Consider the following 26,442-nt stretch of genomic DNA (forward strand, 5'->3'; position numbering starts at 1 on the left):
GGCAAATCCTTAAGCTTTATTCTGATCAAGTTCTTGTTGGGCTTCGGTCAAAAGCTGTAAAAAATCTTGGCTCACTTCTGGGTCAGGTTGATAGCCCATTTTTTCCCATAAATCTAAAAATAATTTTTCAGGCGTAGGCGGCTCTAAATCAATTTTTGATTGTTGCACGTTCGAGTTTTCACAGTTTTGAAAGCGTCGTGCAATGCGCAGTAAACGATAGCGGTTGGCAGGCAGTGCTTGTTCAATTTGTTGGCGTAAATCAATGGGTGGCGGGGCATCGCTGATATATTCAATTTCTAAAAAATGCCGTGCGCAAACTTCTGCAATTTCATCTTTTGGCAATTTATTCAGTTCGGTGATTAATTCAGAAAGTTCACAGCGAATCCGAAGCAGCTCTACCGTACGTGGAATAAGCAAGCTTTCATATTGGAAACGCTGTGCATCTGCCTGTAATGGATCAATCCTAACTTCAAGGACTTGGTGTTTATAATTCAGCTCGCTAAATGATAAAGGGATGGGTGAGCCGCTATAGCGAATGTGTGGCTGTCCGACCTGTTGTGGTTTGTGTAAGTGTCCGAGTGCGACATAGTCAATCACCTCATCAAACAGCGCAGTCGATAAGGCTTCTTCATTCCCCACTACAATTGGGCGTTCTGAGTCGGAAGTTTCGCCACCTTGCATGTGTGCATGTGACATTAAAATCAGGGCTTGATCGGGTTGTTTACGGGCTTTGGCTTCTGCAATCAGTTGTTGATGTAAGTAAGCAACCGCAGATTGATTGTCACTGCTATGTTCATTTAAACCTGTAATTTCTGCACTGCGTAAATAGGGCAGGGTCAGACACCATGCCACAATATTTTGCGCAGCGTCATAAATAGGCACTAGGAGTTTATCTAAATCTAATTTTTGCTCGGCTGTTTTACCAATCACGCCCACAGCTTTGGCGTTGAAGCGGTCTAAAAAGGGTTCAACTTGCTCAATGCGATACCCAGAGTCATGATTGCCTGCAATCATTAAGGTTTGCATGTGTGGAGCAAGCACATGCGCATCGGTAAGGAATTGATAGAGTTGTTTCTGAGCGCTCGAAGCAGGATTGACCACATCAAAAATATCGCCTGCTATGAGCAGGGCATTCGGCTGTTTGCTTTTAATTTGAGTTAAGAGCCAATTTAAAAATTCAGTATGTTCATATTCACGTTCATGGTGATGGAAAAATTGCCCCAAATGCCAATCAGACGTATGTAAAAAATGAACAGCCATGCGTGTTCCAATCTTGATGTTGAATTATGGGATAACTTAACATAACTGAGCGCAACACTGCGGCAAAAAACCAGTTTTCTGCTTTTAAAGCGACAATTTAGGTCGCAGAGATTTTAAAGAGAAGGGAAAGTAAAATCTGTCGTGATCTGTATAGAAAAATATAGAGAGTTAAAATACTGATGTTAGAAAGGCTAAAAAAAGACCTTAAAAAATAAAGACCGACGATTCGAGTGATGATGAAATCGTCGGTCAAAGAAAAACTTGCGATACAGTAAAGCTTTGGCTGCTGTTCAAAGCATGACTGTATGCGATTTATTGCTTTAGTCAGGTCACCGAAAATATTGTGGATGCCATACACATTAACGGTTGTTGTGACCTTGTAGCCTATATAACGTCAGGCTTTTGTATTCGGTTGACAATTTCATGAAAAAAAAATCAATTTTTTTTATACTAGGCTGAATCTTTTGTCTGAGTCATCTTTATGGTATCGCTAAGCCGTTATTTTATCTGGTTTTTCTTGTATTGCTTTGTGATGACCTGTATTTGTGGCGTATTGGCTGCATTATTACCTGCGGGTGTAGGCGGGATTTTAACTGCGGTGCCTTATTTGGTTGCCATGATTTTAGTGCTGTATAAGTTTTTAAAACAACAACGCCGTGCGCCGAATGACAAGGAACGCAAGACATTTACTTTAGGATTTAGCCTGATTTTTTGGGGCTATAACTTGGCGTTTTTATTATTAGGTTTGGCGATATTTTCTCGCCAAAACCCAAGCATTTGGCAAGATTTTTTACAGTATTTGCAACAGCCGCAATTTATGAGTGTGGTGGTGATCATGTTCTTGTTGATCGCAATTCCATTGTATCTGCTGACCTATTGGTTTTATGGTAAACAGGCACAGCGTATGGCAGTTAAAATGTTTGGCTGATAAAAGAAGTTGTTAATATCTGATTTTCCTCAAATATACATGATCAGTTATGTGATGATGATTTGCTCAGACTTGAACATTCAGTCTAAATCACGTATAGCTAAAACTATATTTTTCATCATGCTGAGATTGGAAGATGCATAAACCTTTGGTACTGGTAACAGGGGCAAGTGGTTTTATTGGTTCACAATTGTTGCCGTTTTTATTGCAACAGGATTATCGGGTGGTGGGGCTAACCCGACAGCCCAATCGAGTATCCAAACATCCACAATTACGCTGGATTCAGCAGTTAGATGAACTCGACACCGACCAAATTGATTATGTGATTAATTTGGCGGGAGAAAGTATTGGGCAGGGCAGATGGACAGCAGCACGCAAACAAAAATTGCTTGATAGTCGAGTTCAGACCACACTGCACTTATATCAATATCTTGAAAAGCGCCGTATTTTCCCCAAGTGTATTATTTCAGGCTCGGCAGTGGGGTATTACGGAATTGACCCGCAGGAACAATGGTCAGCAGTATGTACCGAACACAGTGCAGCACAAGATATTTTTATGTCGCAGTTGTGCCAGCAATGGGAACAGGCTGCGTTAAGCTTCAGCCAGCAAAATACTAAAATTATGCGCTTGGGCGTGGTGTTTGGGCGCGGTGGTGGCATTTTACCGCAAATGTTATTACCAATTCGTTTAAATGCCGTCGGGCGGATTGGGCATGGACGGCAGCCTGTTGCATGGGTGCATATACAAGATGTTTTACAGGCCATTCACTGGTTAATGACGCAACCTGTAGACGCCAAAATTTTGAATGTGGTTGCACCTGAAAAAACCAGTCAGCAAGACTTTGCCGAAACCGCAGCTCGGCTTTTAAAACGTCGTCCATTTTTGGTGTTACCTGCTTTTGTCTTGCGTTGGTTATTGGGCGAGCAATCGCAATTGGTGCTGAATGGGCAATATGTTAAACCACAAGCGTTAGAACAAGCAGGCTATTGCTTTCAATATCCAAAACTTGAACAGGCGCTAGCGGCTTGTCTGGGTGCATCATCCTCTACTTAAACAGAGGATGATGCTGAGTGTTATGCACAGATTGAGGTGGGCTGTAACTGCTTTGGATCATAAGCGGCAGGATCAACAATCGTTTCTTGCCCAAGCATGAGCTGTCTTAATAACTGCGCTGAAGCAGTGCCCATACATAAGCCATTACGGAAGTGTCCGAAATTCATCCATACATTATTTAGGCTTGGCACTTTGCCGATATACGGCACACCTGTAGGCGAGCCTGGACGTAAACCAGCCCATTGTTTCACAATGGGGAACTGTGCCAATTCAGGCACCATTTCAAAACAAGCCGTTAAAATATCTTGTTGGGTTTGCGGGTTTGGTGTGGTGTCAAAACCAACGTGACGCATACTGGAACCGCATAGCACATGCCCATCTTGACGTGGAATCAAGTACATCACCTTGTTCATGCACATGCTTGGCAACCATTGTGCAGGGGTTTTAAATAACACAATTTGCCCTTGTACAGGCTGTACAGGAATCTCTAAACCCAGTTGTGCCGCCCAGTGCTGTGACCATGCACCTGTCGCAAGCACGATATGATCTGCACGATGCAAGCGACCATCGGCAGATTGAATGGCTTGAATACGATCTTCAGTGATCTGAAATTGCTGAATTGGGCAGTGTTCAAAAAATCGCACGCGCGGATGTTGTTTCAAATATTGCGTGAGCGATTGTAATAAACGCGGATTGCGCACATTGGCAAGTTGTGAGAAATACAGGGCTTGTTTAAATTTGGGGTGGATATGCGGGTTAATTTGTTCGAGCTGTTCCCGATTCAGACATTCAGCTTGCTGCATCGGTTCATGATGACGTTCGGCATAATTTATACCAATCTCAAAATCATCTTCATCAAAAATCAACATGCCTGTTTCATGGATTTCAAAATCAATGCCTGTAATAGGTTTGAGTTTTTCATTCCATGCTTGGTACTGCGGTTTGGCAAATTGGGCTAAGTCATTGACCGCTTGAGGATAACGCCACGGATACATGGGAGAAAGAATTCCACCACCTGCCCATGATGCCGCTTGTGCTGCTTGTTGTTGATCAAAAATACTGATAGAGCAGCCCTGCTCTACCAGTTCGAGTGCAGACAACAAACCGCTGATGCCTGCACCAATGATTGCGATGTGCATGAAAGTCGCCTGTTTATGCCATATCTTTAAGTTTGAGTGCTGCTTCTTCGGCAAAATATGTCCAAATACCATCTGCACCTGCACGGCGGCAACTCATTAGCGATTCAATAATCACACTGTCCGACAACCAGCCATTTTGAATCGCGGCAGCAAGCATGGCGTATTCACCACTCACTTGATAGACAAAGGTTGGCACACCAAAGTTATCTTTCACTTCACGTACAATGTCTAAATAAGGCATGCCTGGTTTTACAATCACCATGTCTGCACCTTCTTGAATATCCAGTGCAATTTCATGCAAGGCTTCGGCACGGTTGCCAATATCCATTTGATAATTGTATTTGTTGCCGCCTTTTAGGTTGCTGGCAGAACCGACTGCATCACGGAAAGGACCGTAAAAGCTAGAGGCATATTTGGCTGAATAAGCCATGATAGAGGTATAGATATGCCCGTTGCTTTCCAACGCCTGACGAATCGCACCAATACGGCCATCCATCATGTCACTTGGCGCAACCACATCTGCACCCGCTTCGGCATGGCTTAACGCCTGTTTAATTAGACATTCAACCGTTTCATCATTCAGGACATAGCCTGTGTCATCAATAATGCCATCTTGACCATGAGTGGTGTACGGGTCGAGTGCGCCATCGGTAATAAGTACCATCTCTGGCAATTCTTTTTTCAGCAGGCGTAGTGTGTTTTGCACCAAGCCATCTTCACGCCATGCTGCTTCTGCGGTCAGGCTTTTGTCTTCTTGTGGTGTGACTGGAAATAATGCCAGTTTAGACACGCCCAACTGCATTAAACGCTCGGCTTTTTTGAGTAATAAGTCTGCCGATAAACGCTGAATATTTGGCATGCTTGGAATATCTTGGGTTTGATTTTGTCCCGGTAAAACAAATACAGGATAAATCAAGTGATCTGTGGTTAAGTGAGTTTCGCGAACCATGGCGCGTAATTGATCATTTTTACGGATACGACGCATACGAGTGGCAGGAAATGCAGGGCGATTGAACGTATAGGTCATAAAAATCTCACTGATCAGTATTAAACTAGACGACTATTGTAGCCCCTTAAATTTCATTTGGGCATACATTGGCTGTTTTTATTGTTGGTAAATTGAGTTGTTTGGACTTTTGGGCACGTTATGAGTAATGCAGAGAAAAATTGGACTGGGAATATACATTTAGGCGCGAAAGTCGATATTGATGTCGTGCTAAGACAATTGGTCAATGCATTTAATGGATCGCCATTTTTTCAACACAATGGCATGAGCATGCGTGTGGTAGATGGTCAAATTGAAGCCTATATTGAGATGCAACCGTATATGGTGGGCAACGTGGCTTTCCAAATTTTACATGGTGGTGTTGCTGCAACCATTTTGGACAGTGTGGGCGGTATTGTGGCAATGGGGGAGTTATATAAACGGACAGAACCTGACGATTTGCCCGATACCATTAAAAAAGTCACTCGTTTGGCTACCGTAGATATGCGAGTGGATTATTTAGCACCGGGACGCGGCAAGTATTTTATTGCCCGTGCGGAAACTTTGCGTTTAGGGCGTAAAGGCTGCACCATGCGTATGACGATGGTCAATGATGAAGATAAACCAATTGCAACGGCAATTGCGTCTTATGCCTATTAAAATCTAAGGTAGGGCGCGAACAATTGTGTTTTGCATAATTGGATGACTGTTTATTTTTGAGTAGTTTATTGTTTTAAACATATAAGGAGTTGAGTGATCATCTCCTTTTTTTGTGTGCATGAAGAGTTTTTTGAATTGTGACAGTTTGTAGCGACTTAAGTTTTCTTTAAGTTTAGATTTCTATCTTGAGCATTGAGTTATTTTCTATCCAATGTGATGCACATGATCAAATTTAATTTTGATGCTCAATCATCCAGTCAAACGCATTTTCTGGATGCGAATTTTCATCAGCAAAAAAATAAAAAACAATTCAACGGGTATGCATATGTAGCGCAGCCGTATAAACCACAAACGAACCCAAAACAGTTGAACCTAGAACAGCCACATTTAGATGTATTACACAGCTATGCCTCGGTGATTCAAGCACACACAACAGCACAACATTTAAATGTGACAACTGTGACCCAAGATGCTAGCAAACAACGCTTGGCATTAGAGCATTTTATTCGAGATAAATACCAAAAAGTCCATCAGGCATCCATAAATACTTTTTCAGATACCTTGTTTGCAGGCTATGTAAACCACGACATGCAAGTGGTGATTGGCATGCAACCATTGGGCGCAAACCAAGCCTTTTTGGAACAGTATTTAGGTGCACCCATTGAAACCATTTTAACCCAATTGAGCCAAGTGCCTGTAACGCGCGCGCAGATTGTTGAAATTGGCAACTTGGCAGCGCAAGACATGAGCAAAGCCAAATTGATGGTGGCTTTTTTGGTCTTTCACTTATCGCAGAACAATGTGTCGTGGGCAGTTTGCACAGGAACAGCAGCAGTGCGCTATGTGTTACAGCAAATGGGTTTGCATTTTCAGGTACTAGAAAAAGCCAACCCCGAAGCCTTGGGCGATGCACAGCATCAATGGGGCAGTTATTACCAACAGAAGCCTTATGTACTGGCGATTGACGTTGCAGCAGCGTTGGCGGTCACGCAACAGCAATATTGTTTTTATGCCTAAGGTCATGCAGAAAGGCGGAAATTGAAAGATGAATGAGTTATTTGAAAACCTGAATCACTATGCCCAAACAGACCCTGAGCGTGAAGCAATTGTGACGGCACAAACCACACTGAGTTATGCCACATTACAGCAACGGGTTGAGTTGCTCAGTGCAGAATTGGCAACTTATCAAGTACAGCGTTTGGCGTTGTGGGGTGTGAACCAGGCCGATTGGATTGTGGTCGATTTAGCCGCACGTAAAGCTGCAATGACAGTCATTCCTGTGCCTTTATTTTTTACTGCTGCACAAGTGCAACATTTACTGCAAGACAGCCAAGCCGAGTTGCTGTGTATTTTGACGGATACTGCACAAAGCGATACTCCGTCCAATGTTAACTCGGCTATTGGAAATACTGCTATTCCAGAAGCTTTGTTGGAGATGATTGATGCAGTTCAGGCACAGGTTTTGCCACCATCAGATTTATATCAAGGGCAGTTGTTTCGTCTAAGCGTTGAAACAGCACAACCGCATTTATCCCCAAATTCTGCTGAGCAGCCTACAAAAATTACTTATACCTCGGGCAGTACAGGTACACCCAAAAGTGTGTGTTTGGCAGAAGCCACCATCAATTCAATTACACACTCTTTAAGTTAGGCATTACAAAGTAGCCAGCTTGGGCGGCATTTGTGTCTAATTCCATTTGCAACATTGCTTGAAAATATCGCAGGCGTGTATGTGCCTTTTCACATGGGACGTGCAGTGGTGGTGGGTGAAGTCAGCCAGTTCGGTTTGCTGTCCAACCATGAGTTTGATGTTTCACGCTTTGTCGATGCCGTGCAGCAATATCGCATTGAAAGCGTGATTTTATTGCCGCAAATGCTCAAAGCGATTGTGGAATATATCCATCAACACGGCGATTTGGGCTTGCGCACTTTGAAGTTTATTGCCGTGGGTGGTGGCAAGGTGTCTGCAGATTTACTCAAGCAGTGTCAGCAATTCAATTTACCTGTTTATGAAGGTTATGGTCTGTCTGAATGTGCATCGGTCGTGAGTTTAAACCTGCCTGAAGCTCGCAGAATTGGCAGTGTTGGCCGCGTATTGCCGCATGTTCAAGTCGAAATTGCTGCCAATCAAGAAGTGGTGGTCAAGGGCAATGCCATGTTGGGATATATGCATGAACTTGGGCGTGAGCAGGATGCGGTATCAGCCGATATTCACACAGGCGATGCAGGTTATTTTGATGAAGATGGCTATTTATATATCACGGGGCGTATCAAGCAAATTATTGTCAGCAGTTTTGGGCGCAATATTTCACCAGAATGGGTTGAATCGAACAGTTTGAGTGAGCCTGAAATTCAACAGATTGCCGTGTTTGGTGAAGCGCAGCCGTCATTATCTGCAGTGATTTATGCCAAGGAACATCGTTCAGATGCGCAATTGGCAGCCGCGATTTATCGTGCCAATACCCGTATGCCTGATTATGCCCAAATTAAACACTGGTGCCGTGCTGAACAACCTTTTTCTTTAAATAATCAGATGTTAACCGATAACGGAAAATTGCGTAGAGCAGTCATTCAGCAACAGTATCAGACAGCTTTGGCACATCCTACAACGTATTTAATGGCTGATCTTGGAGATGTTTCACAGATAGACATCAACCTGTCAGTCATCAATAGAGATAGAGAGAAATCACATGAATATTGCACAACAGCAATTCAAACATTCCCCACAACAAATTAAAGATCGTTTGGTGGAGCACGGTTGGGTTTTACTTAGAAATGAACATTATGATGTGAATGCGTTTAGTGGGCTGATGAGCAATATTTGCTAAAAGCTGACCTATGACCCTGCACGTGAAAATGTGACCCGACAATCGCAAAAAGTAGATGCAGGTACGCAGGCAATGGGACTGCATATAGAAAATGGTTCAACCCCAATGCCGCCTGATATTATTGCTTTTTTTAGTGAAAAAAGTGCTTCGCGTGGTTCGCAGACTACTTTATGTGATGGACATGAGGTATGGCAAAAACTGCCTGACACACTGAAGCAGAAATTTGCTGAACCGATGACCATCAGCCGTTACTTACCCAAAGCGATGTGGCAAAAGTATGTGGCGACAGCACTCAATATTGCCGATGCCGTACAGGTCGGGCAGCAGGAACTCGCTCATTTTATTGAGATGATTCCTGGACAACGGATTCGTCCTGCGCATGATGAAGGTGTGCAGTATGACTTGAACATGCCGATGATTCGCCATGACAATTTAAAAGCTGTGCCTGCCTTTGCCAACACCTTGTTGGGGCCTTCTTATAATTACGAAAAGCCGCGTTTTTACTTTGCCGATGGCAGCGAAATCCAAGCGGAATTATTGGAAGAGTTGGCAGAGCGATGCGAGCGTGAAACCTCAGAAATTGACTGGCAAGATGGTGATGTGGTGCTCATTGATAACAAGCGCTTTATGCATGGCAGACGTGAAATATTGGTGCCATTAGAAGATCGTAAACTCTATATTTGTATGGGCTTGGGACTGAATCCTGCATTTTTATAATTGAGTTGTATCGAATATCTTAAAATTGAGAGTATCTTTTATGTCAAATTTAACTGCGGTGATTTTCGGGGCAACAGGCGGGATTGGTCATGCGATTGCGCATCATTTTGCTAAAAAAGGCTTAAACTTAATTTTGGTTGGGCGTAAGCAAGACACCTTGCAACAACTAGAGCAAAGTCTGGCGCAGCAGTATCCTCAGTTGCAATTACACAGTCTGCGTTGTGATTTAATTGATGCCAGCAGTCGTCATGATTTTATTCAGGCACTTGCCGCATTAAAACAGCCGATTCATTACTATATTAACAATGCAGGCATGAATGATTTTCGTCTGTTTGCGCAGCAATCACAGGATACCATTGAGCAAATGATGTTGGTCAATGTGGCTTATCCGCTGCAACTGATTCAGGATGTGATTCCATATATGTCGGACAGTCAGCCGAGTCAGATCATCAATATTGGCTCGACTTTTGGCAGCATCGGCTACCCTGGCTATGTGAGTTATTGCGCCAGTAAGTTTGCCTTGCGTGGTGCAACTGAAGCATTGGCGCGAGAGTATGGTCAGACTGCCATTCGTTTTAGATATTTCTCCCCACGCGCGACCAATACCAGTATGAACAATCCCGATGTGATAGAAATGAATATCAAAATGGGTACAAAAGTGGATGCACCTGAATTTGTGGCACAAGAGCTGTATCAATTTTTACAAACAGACCGTCAATCCTATCAGGTCGGGTATCCTGAAAAAGTCTTTGTCAAACTGAATCAGTTGATGCCTAGCCGAGTCGCAGCTGCCATTCAAAAAGATTTAGACACCATTTATGAATATGCAGATCAAAGCAAAGCGTCCTTTATTCAGCAAACTTCCGCCTCATAAATGATATTTTTTTCGATAACGCCATAAGGTGGTTCGGCTAATGCCCAAGGCTTGTGCCACCAATTCAGTTTGCCCCTGATATTTTTCCAGTAAATCCTGCAGTGTGTCTTTATCTACTTTATTGTTGGTTTTGATGGGCAGCTCAATAGGTTGTGGCGTTGGGGGAGCTGTGGCGAGTTTCAAACTAGCATGCACAATTTCATCGGGTAAATCGTGTTGATCAATTTCCGTTTTACCTGCTGACATGGTCAATGCATACAGCAAGGTATTTTTTAATTCACGCACGTTGCCCGGCCAGTCGTAATTGATTAATACCTTCAGTACTTGCTCGGTCAAATGTGGCGTGACCTGAAACTGGGCTTGTTGTTGCAAAATAAATGCTGCAATTTTAGGGATATCTTGTTTACGTTCACGTAGTGGTGGCACAAAAATTGGAATCACCCGTAAACGATAAAGTAAATCTTGGCGAAATCTGCCTAAACGCGCTTCTTCACGTAAAGCGCGATGGGTTGCGGTAATAATTCTGACATTCGATTTAATCGCTTTTTCACCGCCCAAAGGGGTGAATTCGCCCGTTTCTAATACTCGCAATAATTTGGCTTGCAGTTCCAGTGGAATTTCTGCAATTTCATCTAAAAATAAAGTACCACCTGCAGCACGTTCAAACACACCTTTATGCTCACGAATTGCCCCTGTAAATGCACCTTTCACATGCCCAAACAATTCACTTTCTAAAATATTGGCATTTAAAGCAGCACAGTTAATCGCAATAAAGACTTGTGCATGCCGTTGGCTGCGTGCATGTACTGCTTGCGCCACCAACTCTTTACCACTACCAGATTCACCACGCACCAAAACAGGAAACTCAGTAATCGCTACCCGTTCAATAATGGAATACATATGCTGCATTTGTGGCGAATCACTATGGAAAAACTCCGCCAAACTATTTTGTGCTTGGGCAGATGGGGTGAGTGTTTGTGATGACACTGTTGCAACGCTAGGCTGCAGAAAGAATAAACATCCTGTGAAATCGGCTGTATGGACACGAATATTTAAGCTGTGGTAGTGCCATGCCTTAGCACTATTCGGGAGTTGCAGCAGACCTGTCTGTGGTTGTGATGCTGATTGTGATTGTAGTTTTAATTTCAATAATTGGTTTTTTAATGTTTTACCCGTAGCTGCAGAAACAGAAGCATCTTGTGCATATTCATAAATCCATGTTTGAGCAATGTCGTCATAAACATAGAGCAAACTGTCTGGACAAAGTTGTTGTAAATGAAACAAAAAGCTTTCAAGACTGGCTTGTTGTTCAAAGTCATGTATCGCATTCATGATGTTTCATCTTTTGTTTCATTATTGATTCAATTGAAACACAAAATGCAACAGATGTGAAACATGGAGGATGATCTAAATTAAACAATATCTCTTAATATATTGTATTTTATTAATATATATAAAAGAGATTAAGTTGGCACTATATTTGCAAAATTAAGAATAACAAAATATAAAACTCAGTATCTATCTCATGATCTTTCATCAATTTTTTGAAGCTGACAGCTCGACCTATACTTACTTATTGGCATCTGAACAAACCCGTGAAGCGGTGCTGATTGACCCTGTAATTTCAGAGGTTGAGCAATATGCTGCTTTTTTGGAGCAGCATGGTTTGCAATTGGTTTACAGCTTAGATACCCACGTGCATGCCGACCATATTACTGCGGCAAATACCTTAAGAACCCGCTTTGGTTGCAAAACTATTTTGCATCGTAATTCGGGTGTTGGGTGTGGTGATATTTTCATTACCGATGGTGCGGCCATTCGTGTCGGTGAGTTGCAGATTGAAGCACGTTATACCCCAGGTCACACCAATGCATGTACCAGTTATGTGGTGGATGGCATGGTGTTTACGGGGGATGCCTTACTGATTGATGGTTGCGGTCGTACAGACTTTCAAGAAGGGAATCCTGCTACTTTGTATGACAGTATCCACCTGCAAATTTTTAGCTTACCTGATGACACTTTGGTGTACCCAGGGCATGACTACAAAGGGCGTGTGTCTTCTACCGTTGGGCAGGAAAAACGCAATAACTCGCGTTTAGGACAAGGGCGCACCAAAGCGGAATTTATTACCCTCATGCAGAATTTAAAACTGCCTTATCCAAAACATATTGATGTGGCTTTGCCTGCCAATAAAGTTTGCGGCAAGTAATGCTTGCACAGCACAACACAGTGATGGAATAGGGGAAAATACGCATGTGGATGTTAATCCTAGAAGGCTTGGCGATTGGTACTTTGCTGGGTTTGACAGGGGCAGGGGGCGGTATTCTTGCCGTTCCTGCTCTTATGGCAAGCCAAGGCTGGACTGTGGTGCAGGCTGCACCCGTGGGTTTATTGGCAGTCACTTTGGCAGCTTTGGTTGGCACAGTTGAAGGCTTGTTCAAACGTATTGTGCGTTATCGTGCTGCATTGTGGATTGCCTTAATCAGTATTCCATCTGCACGTTATGGGGTGCATTTGGCAGGTATTGTCCCGCCCATTTGGTTAACACTGGCGTTCAGTCTGGTCATGTTTATTGTGGCGTATCGTATTTTCTTTAATAAAGTCAACGACCAAATTAATCCACCGTGTAAGGTAAACCAAAACACAGGACGCTTAATTTGGAATGTTAAAACGGCGTCTTTGCTTGGTGGTGTTGGTGTAATTGCAGGCTTGTTGACGGGTTTGTTGGGTGTGGGCGGTGGTTTTATTATTGTGCCGTTATTGCGTAAATTTACCGATTTGGATATGCGCAGTATCGTCGCAACCTCTTTGATGATTATTTTCCTGATTGGTGGCGTGAGTATTTCAGCACACGTTTTAGATGGCTTTCAGTACCCAATGGCAGTCACCATCACCTTTGTTCTGGCGTGTATTGTCGGGATGTTACTTGGACGTACTTTGGTACATCGCATGAATAGCAATACTGTACAAAAGGTATTTGCTACAACAGTCATTGGTGTTGCGCTCTACCTCATTTATACAGCGATTATGGCTTAAGTCTAATATTTGGATACTATGTTTTTACTTTGAACTGCAGTATTGTGAATAGGTAACGTATTGTTAAGTGTAAGAAAAAGCACTAGACCTAGACCAAATTAAAGATTAGTTTAGCTGTATAAGATGACAAGGAGCCAAGAATGAAAAAACATTTATTTTGTGTGGGTGTCGAGTTCCGCAAAGCATCCGATGAAACAGGCTCTTATGCGTATTTGACCGCATATTTAGGCGCAGATGACTTACATGAAGCGATTGATCGCGTTCAGAAACAACTGGAGCAAGAAGGCAATAAAGTATTGTTCGTTCGTGGTTGCTGGGTTGTCGATGCCGATTGTGATGATGGTTTCTGCCCAACTGAAGAAAGTAATGCTGCCTCTAAAGCAGACCTACTGTTCAACGATGAAATCTATTATGGCAAATTGCAGCAATGGTCAATCAACAATGGCTATGAATACTGAGTAAAATGTTGGCTGAGTAAGATGCCGATGGGTTCAGTTTACTGACCTGTGAATATTTAAAAAACCGCGTTTGAATGATTCAAGCGCGGTTTTTTTATTCTTCATCAACCAAATGAACAAGTACATATTTTTCAAACCAGATCGGAAACTCTCCTTTAAAATCTGGATTAATGATCAATGTATCTCCGTTAGTCACTTCACAGATATAAGAAGCCATATTCTTGGTCGCATTACTTGAGTTATCAAATAAATACGCTCGGTCGGATACTTCAATCGCATCAATCAACATGTGCATAGTGCGGAAATAGCGTTCACGGATTTTAATTTCTTCGACTGGATGACCACCATTTTTCACACGTTGTTTAACTCGGTCCACATTAATATCAGGGTCCTCAGTCGTCACAAAGTATAAATAGGTACGATAGCCTTGCGTTTTAGCATCTCGCAAAAACTCGATTTTACTCTCATGAGACATTACGGTTTCAAATGTAAATCCAACCTTAAGCGTAAGTAACTCTTTACGGATGACATCAAGAATTCGGGCTGCGAGGTAGGAATCAATCGTGTTCCCGCTTAAGTCGATTAAGCTTCCATCAATCACAGGATCTACTGAGAGGAGAGGACTTTTGCTTAGAGTACCATCTGCATTTTTTAGTGGTCGACTTGCTTGAGTAAGATAATCAACCAATATGTTTGCATTAATGCGTATATCAAATTGACTTAGATCAAGAATGGGTGTGGCTTTAAGATCGCGCTCAAGGTTGTCAGCATTCAAAAACAATTTAGATAAACGGCTATCTAAACCATTAATCATCGTACTTTTGCCCGATCCATTTGGACCCGCAAACATTCTGATTCGAGGTGTTTTTGGCAACATAAATTATTCTGCAGTAGCCTCTATGTTACGTTTTCTAATTTTAAAGGTTCTGCGACCATTAAACTGGCGGGCTAGATCAGGGTTCCGACCAGATAACTGTTTGATTAAAACTGGTTTGCCATTCGGGGTTTTGCTGACTAAGGCATCATTTTCCACATAAAGTACTCGATCACTGTGAGCTACTGCAATGAAGCGTTCACGCAAAACGTCAGCTGCAGCTGTAGCGATTTCACTTTCATTGGTTCGGTTTCTAGTTGACATATCTAAAACCTCTAGGTGATTAAGTTTCATGGTTAGCGCGTCAATTCTTGGATTAAGAATAAATTGCTCTATTTAATCAATATATGCGTATTTTGATTAAATTCCAAGAACAGTATGAAGCTAGTAAGTATTATATTTTTGCATTTCTGATGCTATCAGAATACCACATCAACCGTTTTTTAGCATTGTGTCGCATGTAACTTGAAATGCAGATATTTTATTGCTTTTGATATTGAGCTAAAACATCAGTTTCCAGCGCTGAAAACTTTAGAGCCTACTTAAAAGGACGTCCTTCGCCTTGTTCTTCATAAGTCACACCATCTCGAATGTGGTACAAGCGTTTAAAGGTAGGGATGATTTTATCGTCATGTGTGACTACAATAATTGCAGTTTGAAATTTTTCTGCCATTTCGTGTAATAAGCGAATCACGGTCATCGCGCGTACACTATCCAATGGTGCAGTGGGTTCATCGGCTAAAATCACAGGCGGTTGATTAATCAAACCACGTGCAATGGCGACACGCTGTTGTTCACCACCAGACAATTGCCCAGGCATGGCATGTACCCGATGCTGCACATCGAGCGCCGTTAAAATTTCCAATGCGCGGGCGCGGGCAATGTCATTGGCTACGCCTGCTAACATCGGCAGCAGCGCTACATTATCCAAAACATTTAAAAAAGGAATTAAGTACGGGGTTTGGAACATAAAACCAATTTTATCGCGGCGTAAGGCACTTAAGTCTTTGACTAACCAACGTTGATCAAAAATCACCTCATCGCCCAAAGTCATGCGTCCTTCGGTAGGATCAATCACGGCACCTAAACATTTGAGCAAGGTGCTTTTACCCGAACCTGAGGGGCCAATCAGCCCAACCACTTCACCGGGTGCAACCTGCATTTTGACATCTTTTAAGGCATAAAAGGCATTGTCACCTTGTCCAAAACGCTTTTTTAAACCTTCAATTAAAATGCCGTGTGTCATGTTATCCCCCAATTGCTTCGGCAGGGTCAATGCGCAGTGCCATCCGAATTGCAACCAAACTGGCTAACATGCAAATCAGCATCACCGCAATAAATCCAAAAATAGAATCTTGCGGAACCAATAAGACATATTTCGGGAAATATGGTGCGGCAAAGGTTGAACTGATTTTACCAACAGCAAACCCAATTAATCCAAGCGCGAGTGCTTGTTGCAAGATCATCCAAGCGATTGTGCGATTGCGTGTGCCAATTAATTTTAAGACCGCAATTTCACGAATTTTGTCCATAGTCAGGGTATAAATAATAAATGCCACAATCGCGGCGCTGACCAAGGCCAAAATCACCAAAAACATGGCAATTTGTTTGGCGGATGTGGCAATCATTTTGCTGATTAAAATGTGTTCCATCTGCGGGCGGGTATAGACTGTTAGTTGTTGCCAACGCTGAATATGTGCTGCTGTTTCTTCAGCTGAAGCACCTGCATTTAAACGGACTAAAATAGCATTCACATAACGGTTGCTACTTTGTGCATTGAGTACGCTTTCAAGCAAGTCAGGATAAGCAGGGCGGTTATAAATTGGGTTTACTGCAATTCGTCTACGGTCTTGTAAAATGGCAGCATTGTCCTTTTGGAATTGCGCCTGTTGTGCATCTTTCAGCGGAATAAAAATCATCGGGTCACCACCCGAAGACACCATGCGTCGGGTTAAACCCACCACGGTAAAGGTGTTACGACGGATTTTAATACGATCACCCAACTTTAATCCCGTACTCATGTCGGCTACGGCTTCATAGTGCCCGCGGGTCAATTGACGTCCTGCCAATAAATGTGGCGGCCACCCCAAGTTATTCCACGCATGTTCACCTGTTTGAATCCCGACCACCATCGAGCGAATATCTTTATCTTGATGATGCACTTGCATGGTTAAATAAGTAATATTTGAAGCATGCGCCACCCCGGGCATATTCATCACGCTGCGATATAAATCATCACGCACACTTGAAGGTTCTGCATAAGGGCCAAGTGTATCTTGCTGCACTACCCATAGGTCAGCACCACTGTTATTCAGCAGGGCTTTGGCATCATCTACCATGCCGCGATACACGCCAGCCATAATTAAGGTCACACCAATCAGCAAGCCGAGTCCAAAGCCAGTAAATACAAATTTACCCCATGAATGGAAAATATCACGACCTGCCAGACTAATCATTTAGCTGCTCCTGCAAGTTGCTTGACAACCCGTAAACGGTTTTTGGCATGTAGGGGTTTTTCACTATACAGCACCACTTGATCATTTTCGGATAAGCCTACGAGCACTTGCACATCGCCCGCTAAATTTGAACGTCCTAATTGAACTTCAACAAATTGCGGCTTTTCGGCCACAACTTTCCACACGCCTACTTGGTTATTGATACGGTGAACTGCCGCATTGGGAATGGTTAAGCTGCGTGCCAATGGTGCGAGGCTGATGGTGACTTCTGCTAACTCACCCAAAGGCGGAAGAGGCGTTGGAGGTTGATTAAAAACCACTTTAGCTAAAATTTCTTCGGTAATGGCATCGGCACGAGGTTCTACCCATAACACATGACCTGCCAAAGCATTATTTTGCCGTGAACGTAAATGAATTTGAGCTGGTAAGTCAGCAGCTAAACCAATCGCACTGGATTGATCGAAACGGGCATTCATCCAAATGGAGTTAGGATCGACAATTTCTAGTACGGTTTGACCTGCTACCACCGTTGAACCCGGTTCTGCATAACGTGCAGTGACGACACCTGCAGCTGTGGCCACTAAATTTAAATTATCACGCTGTGCTTGTAAGGTATTCAGGTCTGCACGTGCTTTATTGAGTTCTTGTTGCATCGCGCTGAGTGCCGCCGTTGCCAAATCGAGCTCTTGTTGTTTAATGGCTAAAGATTCTTGGCTGGTGGCATTGATTTTGGCCAGTTGTTGATAACGCTTGACTTGTTGCTGCGCAAAATTTTGACGGATTTGAGTGTCTTGTTGCTGAGCGGTAATTTTTTGGATTATCGCACGTTGAGCCAATAAACGATCTTCCAAATCGACAGGATCCATTTCGCCTAACAGTTGTCCTGCTTGTACGTTATCGCCAATATCTACTTTTAAGTTTTTTAAGCGACCTGCTGCAGTTGGGCCAATTTTATAGTTATAACGCGCTTCAACGGTAGCTATGCCAAACAGGCTAGGTTGAATGGATTGATATTTGGCTTGCGTGAGGGTGACGTTGACAGGGGCAAATGGGCCTGTGCGTAAGACCACGTAAATTAACAATAAAACCAGAGCTACAATGACCACAATCACGGAAATAGTTCGCTTTCCTAAGGGAAATACCTGCATGTGTACTCCGCATAATTTTTTATCAATTAAGGATAATATAATCTATTTTGTTGTTGTGCGGGGGAGTTATTCGGTTTGGGGAGTGAAAGCGAAAAATGTTTGGAGATGAATAAACCACCCAATAAAAAGGCTCAAACCACTAAAAGTGAATTTGAACCTAGATCGCTTGGTAATACCCCCATTTTTAATTGAATTAATGGGTAGAAAAGAGGGCGTTCAAAATTCTGTCGCTTGCGTTCTTGTTTGGTAATGATTGGATTATCGCCGTGTGAAATATCCTTGATAATTTCTCTCGCTTTTTTTCTTGCACCTGCACCCGATAAATCATGATATGTACCAATGCCCAACCATGACCATTTGCCATCAGCTTTTTTATATCTGAATAGCCATGCTTTTTTACCATCAGGCTTTACACGGAAATATAAGCCATCGCCGTCTAGCTCCCGATATTCTTTTGATTCAGGCTCTAGGTTAGCTAGTACGGTATCTGATAAAGGTCTACGTTTTATTTCTGTTCTTTTCATGGCTTGTACACCAACGGATTCAATAAATCTTGCAATGTACATGGTGGTGTACACGGCGTATGTACACTGTAGCTAGTTATATTTAGTTATGTTTAGGCAAGAAAAAAGGCTCAATCCCTTTAGAATCAAGCCTTTATCTTTTAAAACTTGGCATGTTTTGCCATGTTTTGTTATGTATATGGTGGAGGTGGCGGGAGTTGAACCCGCGTCCGCCAACACTACACTCGAGAATACTACATGCTTAGATATCGTCTATTGTTTTAACACTCTAAGACCCGACGAACAGGGTTTAAAGTGCGATCCTCTAAGTTTGGTATAAAGTCCCGAGGCTCAACTCTATACGGACTTGTGTGCGTGCGCTTCAGTCGGGTTCACTGACCACAAGTATTCAGTGAAGCGGACAAGCGGCCCTTAGGCAGCTAGAGCGTAAGATTCGTCGTTTGCGACTATTTTAATGCAAATTTGATTTACGAGAGAAAATGCGCTCTCGGCATGCATCTATGAGCTTCATCATCAGCGTCGAAGCCAATAACACCCCCATATCACAGCGCAATCATAGCATAGCTGGCAAAAATTACGATGTATTTTCTGCACAATTACACATTTCGATGCGCTTAGTTACATAATTGCGCTAATATTTTATTTTTCAAGTCAAACACAATAAAAAATATGAGTTATTTACTAGCACTCGATCAAGGCACAACCTCTAGTCGCGCTATCATCTTCAATGAACACGGACAAGTTCAGGCAACGGCACAACGAGAAACCCATATTCAGACCCCACATTCAGGTTGGGTGGAGCAAGATGCTCAAGAAATCTGGTCAAATCAAATTGCTGTGGTGCAACAGGCTCTGGCGACTGCAGGTATTTTGGCTAAAGACATTCGCGCAATTGGTGTGACCAATCAACGTGAAACCACAGTGGTGTGGGATAAATGCACAGGCAAACCATTAGCGCCTGCAATAATTTGGCAAGATCGTCGTGCGGCTGATTGGTGTCATCACTTGATTCAAAATAATCAGATGCAATTGATTCAGGAAAAAACAGGTCTGCGTATAGATCCGTATTTTAGTGCAGGCAAACTGGTGTGGCTGCTTGAGCATGTCGATGGATTAAAAGCATTGGCACAGCAGGGGCATGTGGCTTTTGGCACCATCGACAGTTGGTTAATCTGGAATTTGACCCAAGGCGCAGAGCATGTCATTGAAGCGAGTAATGCTTCAAGAACGATGTTGATGAATTTACATCACCAAACTTGGGATGAAGAATTGCTGGAATTATTTCAAATTCCCGCATCAGTTTTACCTAAAATTATTGCATCCGACAGCTATATTGCAGATACCGCAACGGGTTTATTGGGCGCGAATATCCCAATTACAGGTATTTTAGGCGATCAGCAGGCGGCGTTGTTTGGGCAATCGTGCTTTGAAGTTGGAACAGCAAAAAACACCTATGGTACAGGCTGTTTTATGTTGTTTAATACAGGCAATCAGGTGCAATTTAGCCAAAATAAGTTACTTACCACTTTGGCGTGGCAATGTCAAAATCAAACCCATTTTGCCCTTGAAGGCAGTGTTTTTATGGCAGGCGCAGTGGTGCAATGGCTGCGCGATGGTTTGGGTATTATCCAAAAAAGCAGCGATGTGGAACAACTTGCCAATAGTGTAACTTCTAGCGATGGTGTAGTGCTAGTTCCTGCATTTACAGGGCTTGGTGCGCCACATTGGGACAGTGAAGCGCGAGCGCTTTTATGTGGAATGTCACGTGGCACCAACAAGGCACATATTGCCCGTGCTGCCTTGGAATCCATTGCATTTCAGGTGTCGGATGTACTCACTGCGATGCAATCCGATTTAGATCATCCACTGAAAGAGCTTCGAGTCGATGGTGGTGCTAGTCAAAATGATATGTTGATGCAATTCCAAGCCGATATTTTAAATGTGCCTGTGTTACGTCCTAAAATGTTGGAATCAACCGCTTGGGGAGCAGCAGCTATGGCAGGTTTAAAAGCGGGTGTATTTTCTGACTTATCTGAAATTTCAGCATCTTGGCAGTTAGATCGGGTATTTGAACCCCAAATGAATGAAGCAGAGCGTGCAGAACATTTAGCGCGTTGGCAACAAGCCTTAAAACGTGCTAAGTCAGACTTATAATCAGCGCTATTTCTAAAATAACGCTAAGTTGAAATAAATCTTTAAACCACAAGCCTCATCAGCAAAACTTTTGAGGCTTGTAGCTGTTTTTTCGTTACTTTGATCTTTTAGATTACGCCTTACATTGCCTCACGTTGAGCTTCATCTTCTAGATAACTTTCCAAAGAATCATCTAGTGCATAAAGCCATGGTGTGTGATGCGGTTTAGCCATTTTTCCTGTCATCACTGAGCGATAAACTTTATCTCTAAAGCCCATAATATTTTCTTTTTTATGCTTTTTCCATTGCATGAAAATATCGTGTACTGCATCAATATTGAAAGATGGATAGTCGGTCTGCGCAATCAGGCGTTTGATGTAATCCCCTTGAAAACGTGCAGATTGTTCATCGCTCATTAAGCGTTGTTCTTTTTCATGCAAGGTTTGGGTATGGCTTTGCATTTCGTCTGTGCTTGGCAATGCAATTTTGCCTAAAATCACATCGCGGACAAACCATGCCTGCGCATCGAACATATTGAAGGTGTACCATTGATCTTGCATACCCAAATAGAACAAACGTGGATTCTTTTCCCAAACCACACCTTGATATAAACCTAGTGGATAAAGGCAGTTATGCGTTCTGAGGCGCAAGCCATCTTCAATAAACGGGAAGTGGTGTAAATAGCCCGTACATAAAATAATGGCATCAATTTTGGCCGATGTTCCATCACCAAAATAAGCAGTATTTTCATCTACACGCAGTAATTGTGGTTTTTCAGACCAGTTTTTGGGCCACTTAAAGCCCATGGCTTTACTGCGATAGCAACTGTAAATTTGTTTGGCGCCGTATTTATAACATTGCGAACCAATGTCTTCGGCAGAGTAGCTGCTGCCCACCAACAGCACTGATTTACCTTTAAATTCCAGTGCATCACGGAAATCATGCGCGTGTAAAATACGACCATGGAATTGATCAAAGCCTTCATAAACAGGGACACGCGGGGTAGAAAAGTGCCCAGAGGCCACCACAACATAATCAAACTGTTCTGAATAATGACGTTGCTGTGCGTAATCTTCGACATCAACCGTAAATTTTTGCGTCGCATCATCATAATGAATATGCTGAACGGCGGTATTAAAGCGGACTAAGTCTTTCACCTGTGCTTTTTCTGCACGACCTTGAATATAATCCCACAACACTGCGCGTGGCGGATAAGACGCGATTGGTTTTTTGAAGTGTTCATCAAAAGTATAATCGGCAAATTCTAGCGCTTCTTTAGGGCCATTTGACCATAAATAACGGTACATACTGCCGTGGACAGGTTCGCCATGTTCATCTATACCTGTGCGCCAAGTATAGTTCCAGAGTCCACCCCAATCATTTTGTTTTTCGAAACATACAATTTCAGGAACTTGTAGACCTTTGGCCTTTGCTGACTGAAACGCTCTTAATTGGGCCATGCCGCTTGGGCCAGCGCCAATAATTGCAATTCGATCCATTGCTATCTCCATTAGTTTTTGAGTTCTTAATTACTTCTCCAATTTTGAGTGACACAATTCAGGATTTTAAATATCCGCATTATAAAAATAAGCAAATACAATCCTAAATTTAGAGATCAAGTAGATCTTGTCAAAATAGGATGTGAATTAAAAAAATAGAAAAAATAAAACACACTAAAGACAGTAAAAATTGCTTAAGCAACTCATCTTTATAAAAAAATGTGTTTTACAAGAAGCATGATCTTATCATGATTTTTGATCAATTTTGGTTTTGCTTAGTTGTAAAAGTGAATTTAAAGTCATTGCTGTTGTTGTTTTGGTTTGATCAATTGGTATATTTTATTGATTTTTATAGAGAAAATAAGATGAAAATTTAAAGCTAATTTTTATCTCATTTTGCCCAATATAAAGGTGATTTTGATGAGATTGTTGCAAAATCTACAATGATATACAGAGGATTGAAAACTGAATCTTAGGCAACATTTTCAGAGAGCCATACCCGAAGTGGACTTCTGAAAAATTAAAAGGATGCTGTGATTGATAGGTGTAATGAAAGTTTAGTTTTTATAAGCCATGAAAGCAGTAGCGTATTTATCAAGCTTTATCTAATGATTGAATGTGCTTTGCGTACATTCAATCATTAAAGTTTGTGGCGACTCAGTAATTAAAGTTTACGCCACACCTTATTTTCATCTTCTAAAGAGACAGTAAAGTTAAATTCGTCGTCTACGGTAACCAAGTAGGAGTTAGGATTAACCAATAAAACTTTTAAAATTGTACCTTGCTCGAATTCAATTGGTGCGCAGTTTTCTTTACGTAGAACAATAGGTTCAAGTAGCTCAATAGCAATGTTTTCTGTTGGAGATTCCATACCGCACCCTAAATGAGTTATTTTTAATCAACTGTATTATATAGTAAATTGATGAATAATCTACACAAAATCGTAAATTTGTGTCGGGTTTAAATATTTTGTACTTGAATTGTTGGTCAAAAAATCGCAATAAATTTGCCCAATACTTCATAATTTGACATTTTAAAAATATAAGAAATTGAAATTTGATGTAATTTCTTAGATGAATGGCAAATGAACAGCGCAGTAAAATATAGCCGATTGATGAAATTTACAGTTTTCAGTATAAAAATAAAATTATTGCTGAAAAAACAGCGTATAAAGTATAAAAGTTAAAGTATCCATTCACGCTTTTTTAAGTGGTGAAGGCACTGGGTTTTACATTCCAATTTAAAAAATAAAGGCTTTTTGTCTGCATGTTTAAGTCATTTTTTCCAAATCCAAAGTGGTTTTTTATTTCATTGCTTGTTTGGTTCGCGATCAATCTAGCCTTGTGGTATTCAGGCGGTAGCGCATGGGGTAGCTTGATTGGCCTTCCGCAAGGTTATGCTGAAGCAACATTACCCATTGATGTCAGTCGTTTTTGGTCACCTGCATTTTTATGGTTTTACCTGTGGTTTTTTGTGGCAACGACGCTGTTTGCCATTTTCTGGAAACTTAAAGCAAATCACCCATGGCAGCGCTGGTCTGTATGGGGATCGGCATTCATCCTGTTTAATATTTGGTTTGGGGTACAAGTCAATGTTGTGGTGAATGCTTGGTACAACCCATTTTATGACCTGATTCAAAAAATGCTCAGTAGTGGCGGTGGAGATGTCAATGAACTCTATGCAGGTGTGCTGACCTTTTTATACATTGCCATGGTGGCAGTGACCTTAATGGTTTTGAACTTATTTTTTGTCAGTCACTATGTCTTCCGTTGGCGTACGGCAATGAATAATTATTACACCGCACATTGGGAAAAACTCAGACATATTGAAGGTGCATCGCAGCGTATTCAAGAAGATACCATGCGCTTTGCAAAAACCATGGAAACTTTAGGGGTAAATTTAGTCGAAGCCCTAATGACTTTGTTGGCATTTTTACCTGTGCTGTTTAGTTTGTCTGTGCATGTCAAAGCCCTGCCTATAGTGGGGGAAATTTCGTATGCCTTAGTTTGGGCTGCAGTGGGTTGGGCAGTATTTGGTACAGTGGTGTTAATTGTGGTGGGTGCGAAGTTACCAGGTCTGGAATTTAATAACCAAAAAGTTGAGGCGGCTTATCGTAAAGAATTGGTTTATGGTGAAGATCACGCTGAACGTGCTGATCCGCTGAGTTTAAAAGAACTGTTTAGCAAAGTGCGTTTGAACTATTTCCGTTTATATTTCCACTATGCCTATTTTAACTTGGTACGCATTTGGTACATGCAATTGGACAATATTTATGGTTTATTTGTGTTGTTCCCAAGTATTGCCGCAGGGGCTATTACATTGGGTTTGATGATGCAAATTGCCAACGTATTTGGCAAAGTCCGTGAATCTTTTCAGTATCTGATTGCATCTTGGCCAACCATTATTGAGCTCTTGTCTATCTATAAGCGTTTAAAAGCATTTGAATCGACCTTAGATCAATAATTTTAAATTTTATAGATGGCTTTGTGACGGAGATGGTGGTAGCAAGTTCAGATAAGCACAAGCAAGACTTGAACTTATCTGAACAGTTGTATAAAAATAGCACAGGTCATATTGCGCAAAATAAGAAGAAACTGTGATGAAGTGTGTTATTTGTCTTAAATGTTGAATCTATTTCAAATTAATCAATGATAAATCGACTATAAAATCAATGTGTTGCATTTGTTATTTTGCCCCAATTCATATATTTTCATTTATATAAAAACAATTGAGAATTGAGACGTGACCTGCAAAAAATTACTCTTGATTGGGGGAATTGGCAGCCTATTATTTGGTTGTGCAACAGTTGATCAATTTAGCCCAAATTCGGTGAAGCATTTTGCATCTGCACAAGAACTGATTGTTCAAAAAAACTTAAATCAGCCCAGTGGTGCTGCCAAAGAATATGTCTATTATTGGGGGCCGCAGCGCAAAGATCAGCCTGCTGAATCTATGATTCCACGTAAATATATGGGCAGCTATTGTCAGTCACAACATGGACGCTTAACGCTTGCCTATAAAAGCTCAATGAGTTTAGTCAAAAATGCGTGGTCTAAAAAATTACTCAATACGTATCGAGATGTAAAGCAAGGGATTGGGGCATACCGTTGTGTAGGTAATCAGGGCGAAAGTTGGATTGTATCGATTGAGCCAGTGGCGGAGCGCCAGTTGGAACAGCGTGGTGAAGCGCGAGTGGTGAGTTTGGTCACTAAAATAATGTCTGAAGATGAAGCGCGACGTTTTTATCGCACGGCTTCTGCACCTGCAAAGGCTGCACCTAAAGCAGCTCAAAGTAATCCAAAAACAACAAATGCAACCAAAGTTGCTGAAATGAAAGAAAAACCTGAAGAGAAAAAAGAGCCTGTAGTTGCGCCAGTAAAAACAGCTCCACCACGCGTGGTTGAGACACCACAACAGCAACAGACACGTTTATATGTGGCGGCACGTCGTGATTTAAACAGTGGGCGTAATCAAATTAATGCCTGTAATAATGCGCAACGTGCTTATAACTATGGCAAGTTACAGGGCGCAGAGGGTACGCGTATTTATACAGAATCTGGCATGTTGGTGGCACGTTGTTTAACGGGTGTTTCGAGTTATCGGAGTCGTTTTCCAAATTCAGATGCGCAGGCGAAACGTATTTTGCAGAATTTAGCCAACAATTATAATCACGCAGGGGCTAAGAATATGTTGAGAGGCATGAAATGAGGAGCGCATAATTTCTGATCTGCTCTTCATTTTAAAATTTAAATATTTATCTCTCCCTTGCACCACAGTGCAGTTTATCACTAGTGCTTGTTTTAAAGACCTTTCCAATATTAAAGTTTTGATGGCATTTAATTTGTAATGGAAGCTCCTTCTCCCACTTG

General features: G+C 41.9%; 23 protein-coding genes, 1 other RNA gene and 2 pseudogenes. 13 read left to right on the forward strand and 13 right to left on the reverse strand.

Annotated elements, in window-relative coordinates; translation table 11 throughout:
* Window positions 1-9: 9 nt before the first annotated feature.
* Window positions 10-1,260: an exonuclease SbcCD subunit D C-terminal domain-containing protein gene (locus tag FTV52_RS01710; RefSeq protein ID WP_004975334.1), complete on the reverse strand. Its 1,251-nt coding sequence runs from the start codon at window positions 1,258-1,260 to the stop codon at window positions 10-12.
* Between the two features lie 481 nt (window positions 1,261-1,741).
* Here FTV52_RS01710 and FTV52_RS01715 point away from each other — a divergent pair, with 481 nt between their 5' ends.
* Window positions 1,742-2,188 carry an ABZJ_00895 family protein gene (locus FTV52_RS01715; RefSeq protein WP_004975337.1) on the forward strand — a complete coding sequence of 149 codons (447 nt, stop codon included), beginning with the start codon at window positions 1,742-1,744 and terminating at the stop codon, window positions 2,186-2,188.
* A gap of 136 nt (window positions 2,189-2,324) precedes the next feature.
* Window positions 2,325-3,242 (forward strand): TIGR01777 family oxidoreductase, encoded by a 918-nt coding sequence (locus FTV52_RS01720; RefSeq protein WP_096902271.1) that lies wholly within the window; start codon window positions 2,325-2,327, stop codon window positions 3,240-3,242.
* Window positions 3,243-3,262: 20 nt separating this feature from the next.
* Here FTV52_RS01720 and thiO read toward each other — a convergent pair whose 3' ends face one another.
* A complete protein-coding gene (gene thiO, locus FTV52_RS01725) occupies window positions 3,263-4,381 on the reverse strand; it encodes a glycine oxidase ThiO (protein ID WP_004975341.1) in 1,119 nt (372 codons plus the stop codon).
* Window positions 4,382-4,394: 13 nt separating this feature from the next.
* Complete coding sequence (gene hemB / locus FTV52_RS01730; RefSeq protein WP_004975342.1) at window positions 4,395-5,408, reverse strand: porphobilinogen synthase; 1,014 nt, start codon at window positions 5,406-5,408, stop codon at window positions 4,395-4,397.
* A gap of 120 nt (window positions 5,409-5,528) precedes the next feature.
* Between hemB and FTV52_RS01735 the strand changes: the two genes are divergently transcribed.
* The 5 genes and pseudogenes from FTV52_RS01735 (at window position 5,529) to FTV52_RS01755 (ending at window position 10,445) form a co-directional block, all read left to right on the forward strand.
* Entirely contained in the window at window positions 5,529-6,026 is a 498-nt protein-coding gene (locus FTV52_RS01735; protein WP_096902274.1) for a thioesterase family protein, read from the forward strand.
* A 222-nt stretch (window positions 6,027-6,248) separates the two neighbouring features.
* Window positions 6,249-7,043, forward strand: coding sequence for a thermostable hemolysin (locus tag FTV52_RS01740; protein ID WP_179989620.1), 795 nt, complete (start codon window positions 6,249-6,251; stop codon window positions 7,041-7,043).
* Between the two features lie 28 nt (window positions 7,044-7,071).
* Window positions 7,072-8,763: pseudogene (locus tag FTV52_RS01745) on the forward strand (AMP-binding protein).
* A gap of 121 nt (window positions 8,764-8,884) precedes the next feature.
* Window positions 8,885-9,571, forward strand: a complete 687-nt coding sequence (locus FTV52_RS01750; RefSeq protein ID WP_373683408.1) for a TauD/TfdA family dioxygenase — start codon at window positions 8,885-8,887, stop codon at window positions 9,569-9,571.
* 40 nt (window positions 9,572-9,611) lie between these two features.
* Window positions 9,612-10,445, forward strand: a complete 834-nt coding sequence (locus FTV52_RS01755) for an SDR family oxidoreductase (protein ID WP_179989621.1) — start codon at window positions 9,612-9,614, stop codon at window positions 10,443-10,445.
* Here the strand turns inward: FTV52_RS01755 and FTV52_RS01760 are convergent.
* Entirely contained in the window at window positions 10,440-11,777 is a 1,338-nt protein-coding gene (locus FTV52_RS01760) for a sigma-54-dependent Fis family transcriptional regulator (RefSeq protein ID WP_004975355.1), read from the reverse strand. The two genes, FTV52_RS01755 and FTV52_RS01760, sit on opposite strands and share 6 nt — an antisense overlap.
* Before the next feature lie 193 nt (window positions 11,778-11,970).
* Here FTV52_RS01760 and FTV52_RS01765 point away from each other — a divergent pair, with 193 nt between their 5' ends.
* From FTV52_RS01765 to FTV52_RS01775, 3 genes are all read left to right on the forward strand, one after another.
* Window positions 11,971-12,654, forward strand: a complete 684-nt coding sequence (locus FTV52_RS01765; RefSeq protein ID WP_179989623.1) for an MBL fold metallo-hydrolase — start codon at window positions 11,971-11,973, stop codon at window positions 12,652-12,654.
* Between the two features lie 44 nt (window positions 12,655-12,698).
* Window positions 12,699-13,481 (forward strand): sulfite exporter TauE/SafE family protein, encoded by a 783-nt coding sequence (locus tag FTV52_RS01770; RefSeq protein WP_179989626.1) that lies wholly within the window; start codon window positions 12,699-12,701, stop codon window positions 13,479-13,481.
* Window positions 13,482-13,621: 140 nt separating this feature from the next.
* Window positions 13,622-13,939: a hypothetical protein gene (locus FTV52_RS01775; protein ID WP_004975369.1), complete on the forward strand. Its 318-nt coding sequence runs from the start codon at window positions 13,622-13,624 to the stop codon at window positions 13,937-13,939.
* Between the two features lie 94 nt (window positions 13,940-14,033).
* On the opposite strand, the gene FTV52_RS01780 is transcribed toward FTV52_RS01775, so the two are convergent.
* The 7 genes and pseudogenes from FTV52_RS01780 to ssrA all read right to left on the reverse strand — a co-directional run bounded on the left by FTV52_RS01780 (window position 14,034) and on the right by ssrA (window position 19,480).
* Window positions 14,034-14,816 carry a hypothetical protein gene (locus FTV52_RS01780; protein WP_225543583.1) on the reverse strand — a complete coding sequence of 261 codons (783 nt, stop codon included), beginning with the start codon at window positions 14,814-14,816 and terminating at the stop codon, window positions 14,034-14,036.
* A gap of 3 nt (window positions 14,817-14,819) precedes the next feature.
* A complete protein-coding gene (locus FTV52_RS01785; RefSeq protein ID WP_004975373.1) occupies window positions 14,820-15,077 on the reverse strand; it encodes a hypothetical protein in 258 nt (85 codons plus the stop codon).
* A 274-nt stretch (window positions 15,078-15,351) separates the two neighbouring features.
* Entirely contained in the window at window positions 15,352-16,059 is a 708-nt protein-coding gene (locus FTV52_RS01790; RefSeq protein WP_096902281.1) for an ABC transporter ATP-binding protein, read from the reverse strand.
* Window position 16,060: 1 nt separating this feature from the next.
* Window positions 16,061-17,269: an ABC transporter permease gene (locus tag FTV52_RS01795; RefSeq protein ID WP_136144179.1), complete on the reverse strand. Its 1,209-nt coding sequence runs from the start codon at window positions 17,267-17,269 to the stop codon at window positions 16,061-16,063.
* On the reverse strand, window positions 17,266-18,417 hold the full coding sequence (locus tag FTV52_RS01800) for an efflux RND transporter periplasmic adaptor subunit (protein ID WP_167846193.1): 1,152 nt from the start codon (window positions 18,415-18,417) through the stop codon (window positions 17,266-17,268). The genes FTV52_RS01795 and FTV52_RS01800 overlap by 4 nt, the downstream gene beginning before the upstream one ends.
* A gap of 212 nt (window positions 18,418-18,629) precedes the next feature.
* Window positions 18,630-18,941: pseudogene (locus FTV52_RS01805) on the reverse strand (Arm DNA-binding domain-containing protein); the annotation flags it as partial.
* Window positions 18,942-19,120: 179 nt separating this feature from the next.
* Window positions 19,121-19,480, reverse strand: a transfer-messenger RNA (tmRNA) gene (gene ssrA, locus FTV52_RS01810).
* Between the two features lie 130 nt (window positions 19,481-19,610).
* Between ssrA and glpK the strand changes: the two genes are divergently transcribed.
* Window positions 19,611-21,095 carry a glycerol kinase GlpK gene (gene glpK, locus FTV52_RS01815; RefSeq protein ID WP_179989628.1) on the forward strand — a complete coding sequence of 495 codons (1,485 nt, stop codon included), beginning with the start codon at window positions 19,611-19,613 and terminating at the stop codon, window positions 21,093-21,095.
* Window positions 21,096-21,214: 119 nt separating this feature from the next.
* Here glpK and FTV52_RS01820 read toward each other — a convergent pair whose 3' ends face one another.
* Window positions 21,215-22,573, reverse strand: a complete 1,359-nt coding sequence (locus FTV52_RS01820) for an NAD(P)-binding domain-containing protein (RefSeq protein ID WP_179989357.1) — start codon at window positions 22,571-22,573, stop codon at window positions 21,215-21,217.
* Window positions 22,574-23,237: 664 nt separating this feature from the next.
* Window positions 23,238-23,444 carry a hypothetical protein gene (locus tag FTV52_RS01825; RefSeq protein ID WP_004975391.1) on the reverse strand — a complete coding sequence of 69 codons (207 nt, stop codon included), beginning with the start codon at window positions 23,442-23,444 and terminating at the stop codon, window positions 23,238-23,240.
* A 395-nt stretch (window positions 23,445-23,839) separates the two neighbouring features.
* Between FTV52_RS01825 and sbmA the strand changes: the two genes are divergently transcribed.
* Window positions 23,840-25,036, forward strand: a complete 1,197-nt coding sequence (gene sbmA / locus FTV52_RS01830) for a peptide antibiotic transporter SbmA (protein WP_179989630.1) — start codon at window positions 23,840-23,842, stop codon at window positions 25,034-25,036.
* Window positions 25,037-25,315: 279 nt separating this feature from the next.
* A complete protein-coding gene (locus FTV52_RS01835; protein ID WP_179989632.1) occupies window positions 25,316-26,281 on the forward strand; it encodes a hypothetical protein in 966 nt (321 codons plus the stop codon).
* Window positions 26,282-26,442: the final 161 nt, after the last annotated feature.

The organism is Acinetobacter sp. YH1901141 (genome assembly GCF_013416935.1).
GTDB lineage: Bacteria > Pseudomonadota > Gammaproteobacteria > Pseudomonadales > Moraxellaceae > Acinetobacter > Acinetobacter towneri.

Coding starts and splice junctions, on each gene's coding strand:
- FTV52_RS01710 (WP_004975334.1), bottom strand. CDS start 1,260: ATGGCTGTTCATTTTTTACATACGTCTGATTGGCATTTGGGGCAATTT.
- glpK (WP_179989628.1), top strand. CDS start 19,611: ATGAGTTATTTACTAGCACTCGATCAAGGCACAACCTCTAGTCGCGCT.
- FTV52_RS01770 (WP_179989626.1), top strand. CDS start 12,699: ATGTGGATGTTAATCCTAGAAGGCTTGGCGATTGGTACTTTGCTGGGT.
- FTV52_RS01720 (WP_096902271.1), top strand. CDS start 2,325: ATGCATAAACCTTTGGTACTGGTAACAGGGGCAAGTGGTTTTATTGGT.
- FTV52_RS01795 (WP_136144179.1), bottom strand. CDS start 17,269: ATGATTAGTCTGGCAGGTCGTGATATTTTCCATTCATGGGGTAAATTT.
- FTV52_RS01790 (WP_096902281.1), bottom strand. CDS start 16,059: ATGACACACGGCATTTTAATTGAAGGTTTAAAAAAGCGTTTTGGACAA.
- FTV52_RS01825 (WP_004975391.1), bottom strand. CDS start 23,444: ATGGAATCTCCAACAGAAAACATTGCTATTGAGCTACTTGAACCTATT.
- FTV52_RS01820 (WP_179989357.1), bottom strand. CDS start 22,573: ATGGATCGAATTGCAATTATTGGCGCTGGCCCAAGCGGCATGGCCCAA.
- sbmA (WP_179989630.1), top strand. CDS start 23,840: ATGTTTAAGTCATTTTTTCCAAATCCAAAGTGGTTTTTTATTTCATTG.
- FTV52_RS01775 (WP_004975369.1), top strand. CDS start 13,622: ATGAAAAAACATTTATTTTGTGTGGGTGTCGAGTTCCGCAAAGCATCC.
- FTV52_RS01715 (WP_004975337.1), top strand. CDS start 1,742: ATGGTATCGCTAAGCCGTTATTTTATCTGGTTTTTCTTGTATTGCTTT.
- FTV52_RS01740 (WP_179989620.1), top strand. CDS start 6,249: ATGATCAAATTTAATTTTGATGCTCAATCATCCAGTCAAACGCATTTT.
- FTV52_RS01765 (WP_179989623.1), top strand. CDS start 11,971: ATGATCTTTCATCAATTTTTTGAAGCTGACAGCTCGACCTATACTTAC.
- thiO (WP_004975341.1), bottom strand. CDS start 4,381: ATGCACATCGCAATCATTGGTGCAGGCATCAGCGGTTTGTTGTCTGCA.
- FTV52_RS01755 (WP_179989621.1), top strand. CDS start 9,612: ATGTCAAATTTAACTGCGGTGATTTTCGGGGCAACAGGCGGGATTGGT.
- hemB (WP_004975342.1), bottom strand. CDS start 5,408: ATGACCTATACGTTCAATCGCCCTGCATTTCCTGCCACTCGTATGCGT.
- FTV52_RS01785 (WP_004975373.1), bottom strand. CDS start 15,077: ATGTCAACTAGAAACCGAACCAATGAAAGTGAAATCGCTACAGCTGCA.
- FTV52_RS01780 (WP_225543583.1), bottom strand. CDS start 14,816: ATGTTGCCAAAAACACCTCGAATCAGAATGTTTGCGGGTCCAAATGGA.
- FTV52_RS01735 (WP_096902274.1), top strand. CDS start 5,529: ATGAGTAATGCAGAGAAAAATTGGACTGGGAATATACATTTAGGCGCG.
- FTV52_RS01800 (WP_167846193.1), bottom strand. CDS start 18,417: ATGCAGGTATTTCCCTTAGGAAAGCGAACTATTTCCGTGATTGTGGTC.
- FTV52_RS01760 (WP_004975355.1), bottom strand. CDS start 11,777: ATGAATGCGATACATGACTTTGAACAACAAGCCAGTCTTGAAAGCTTT.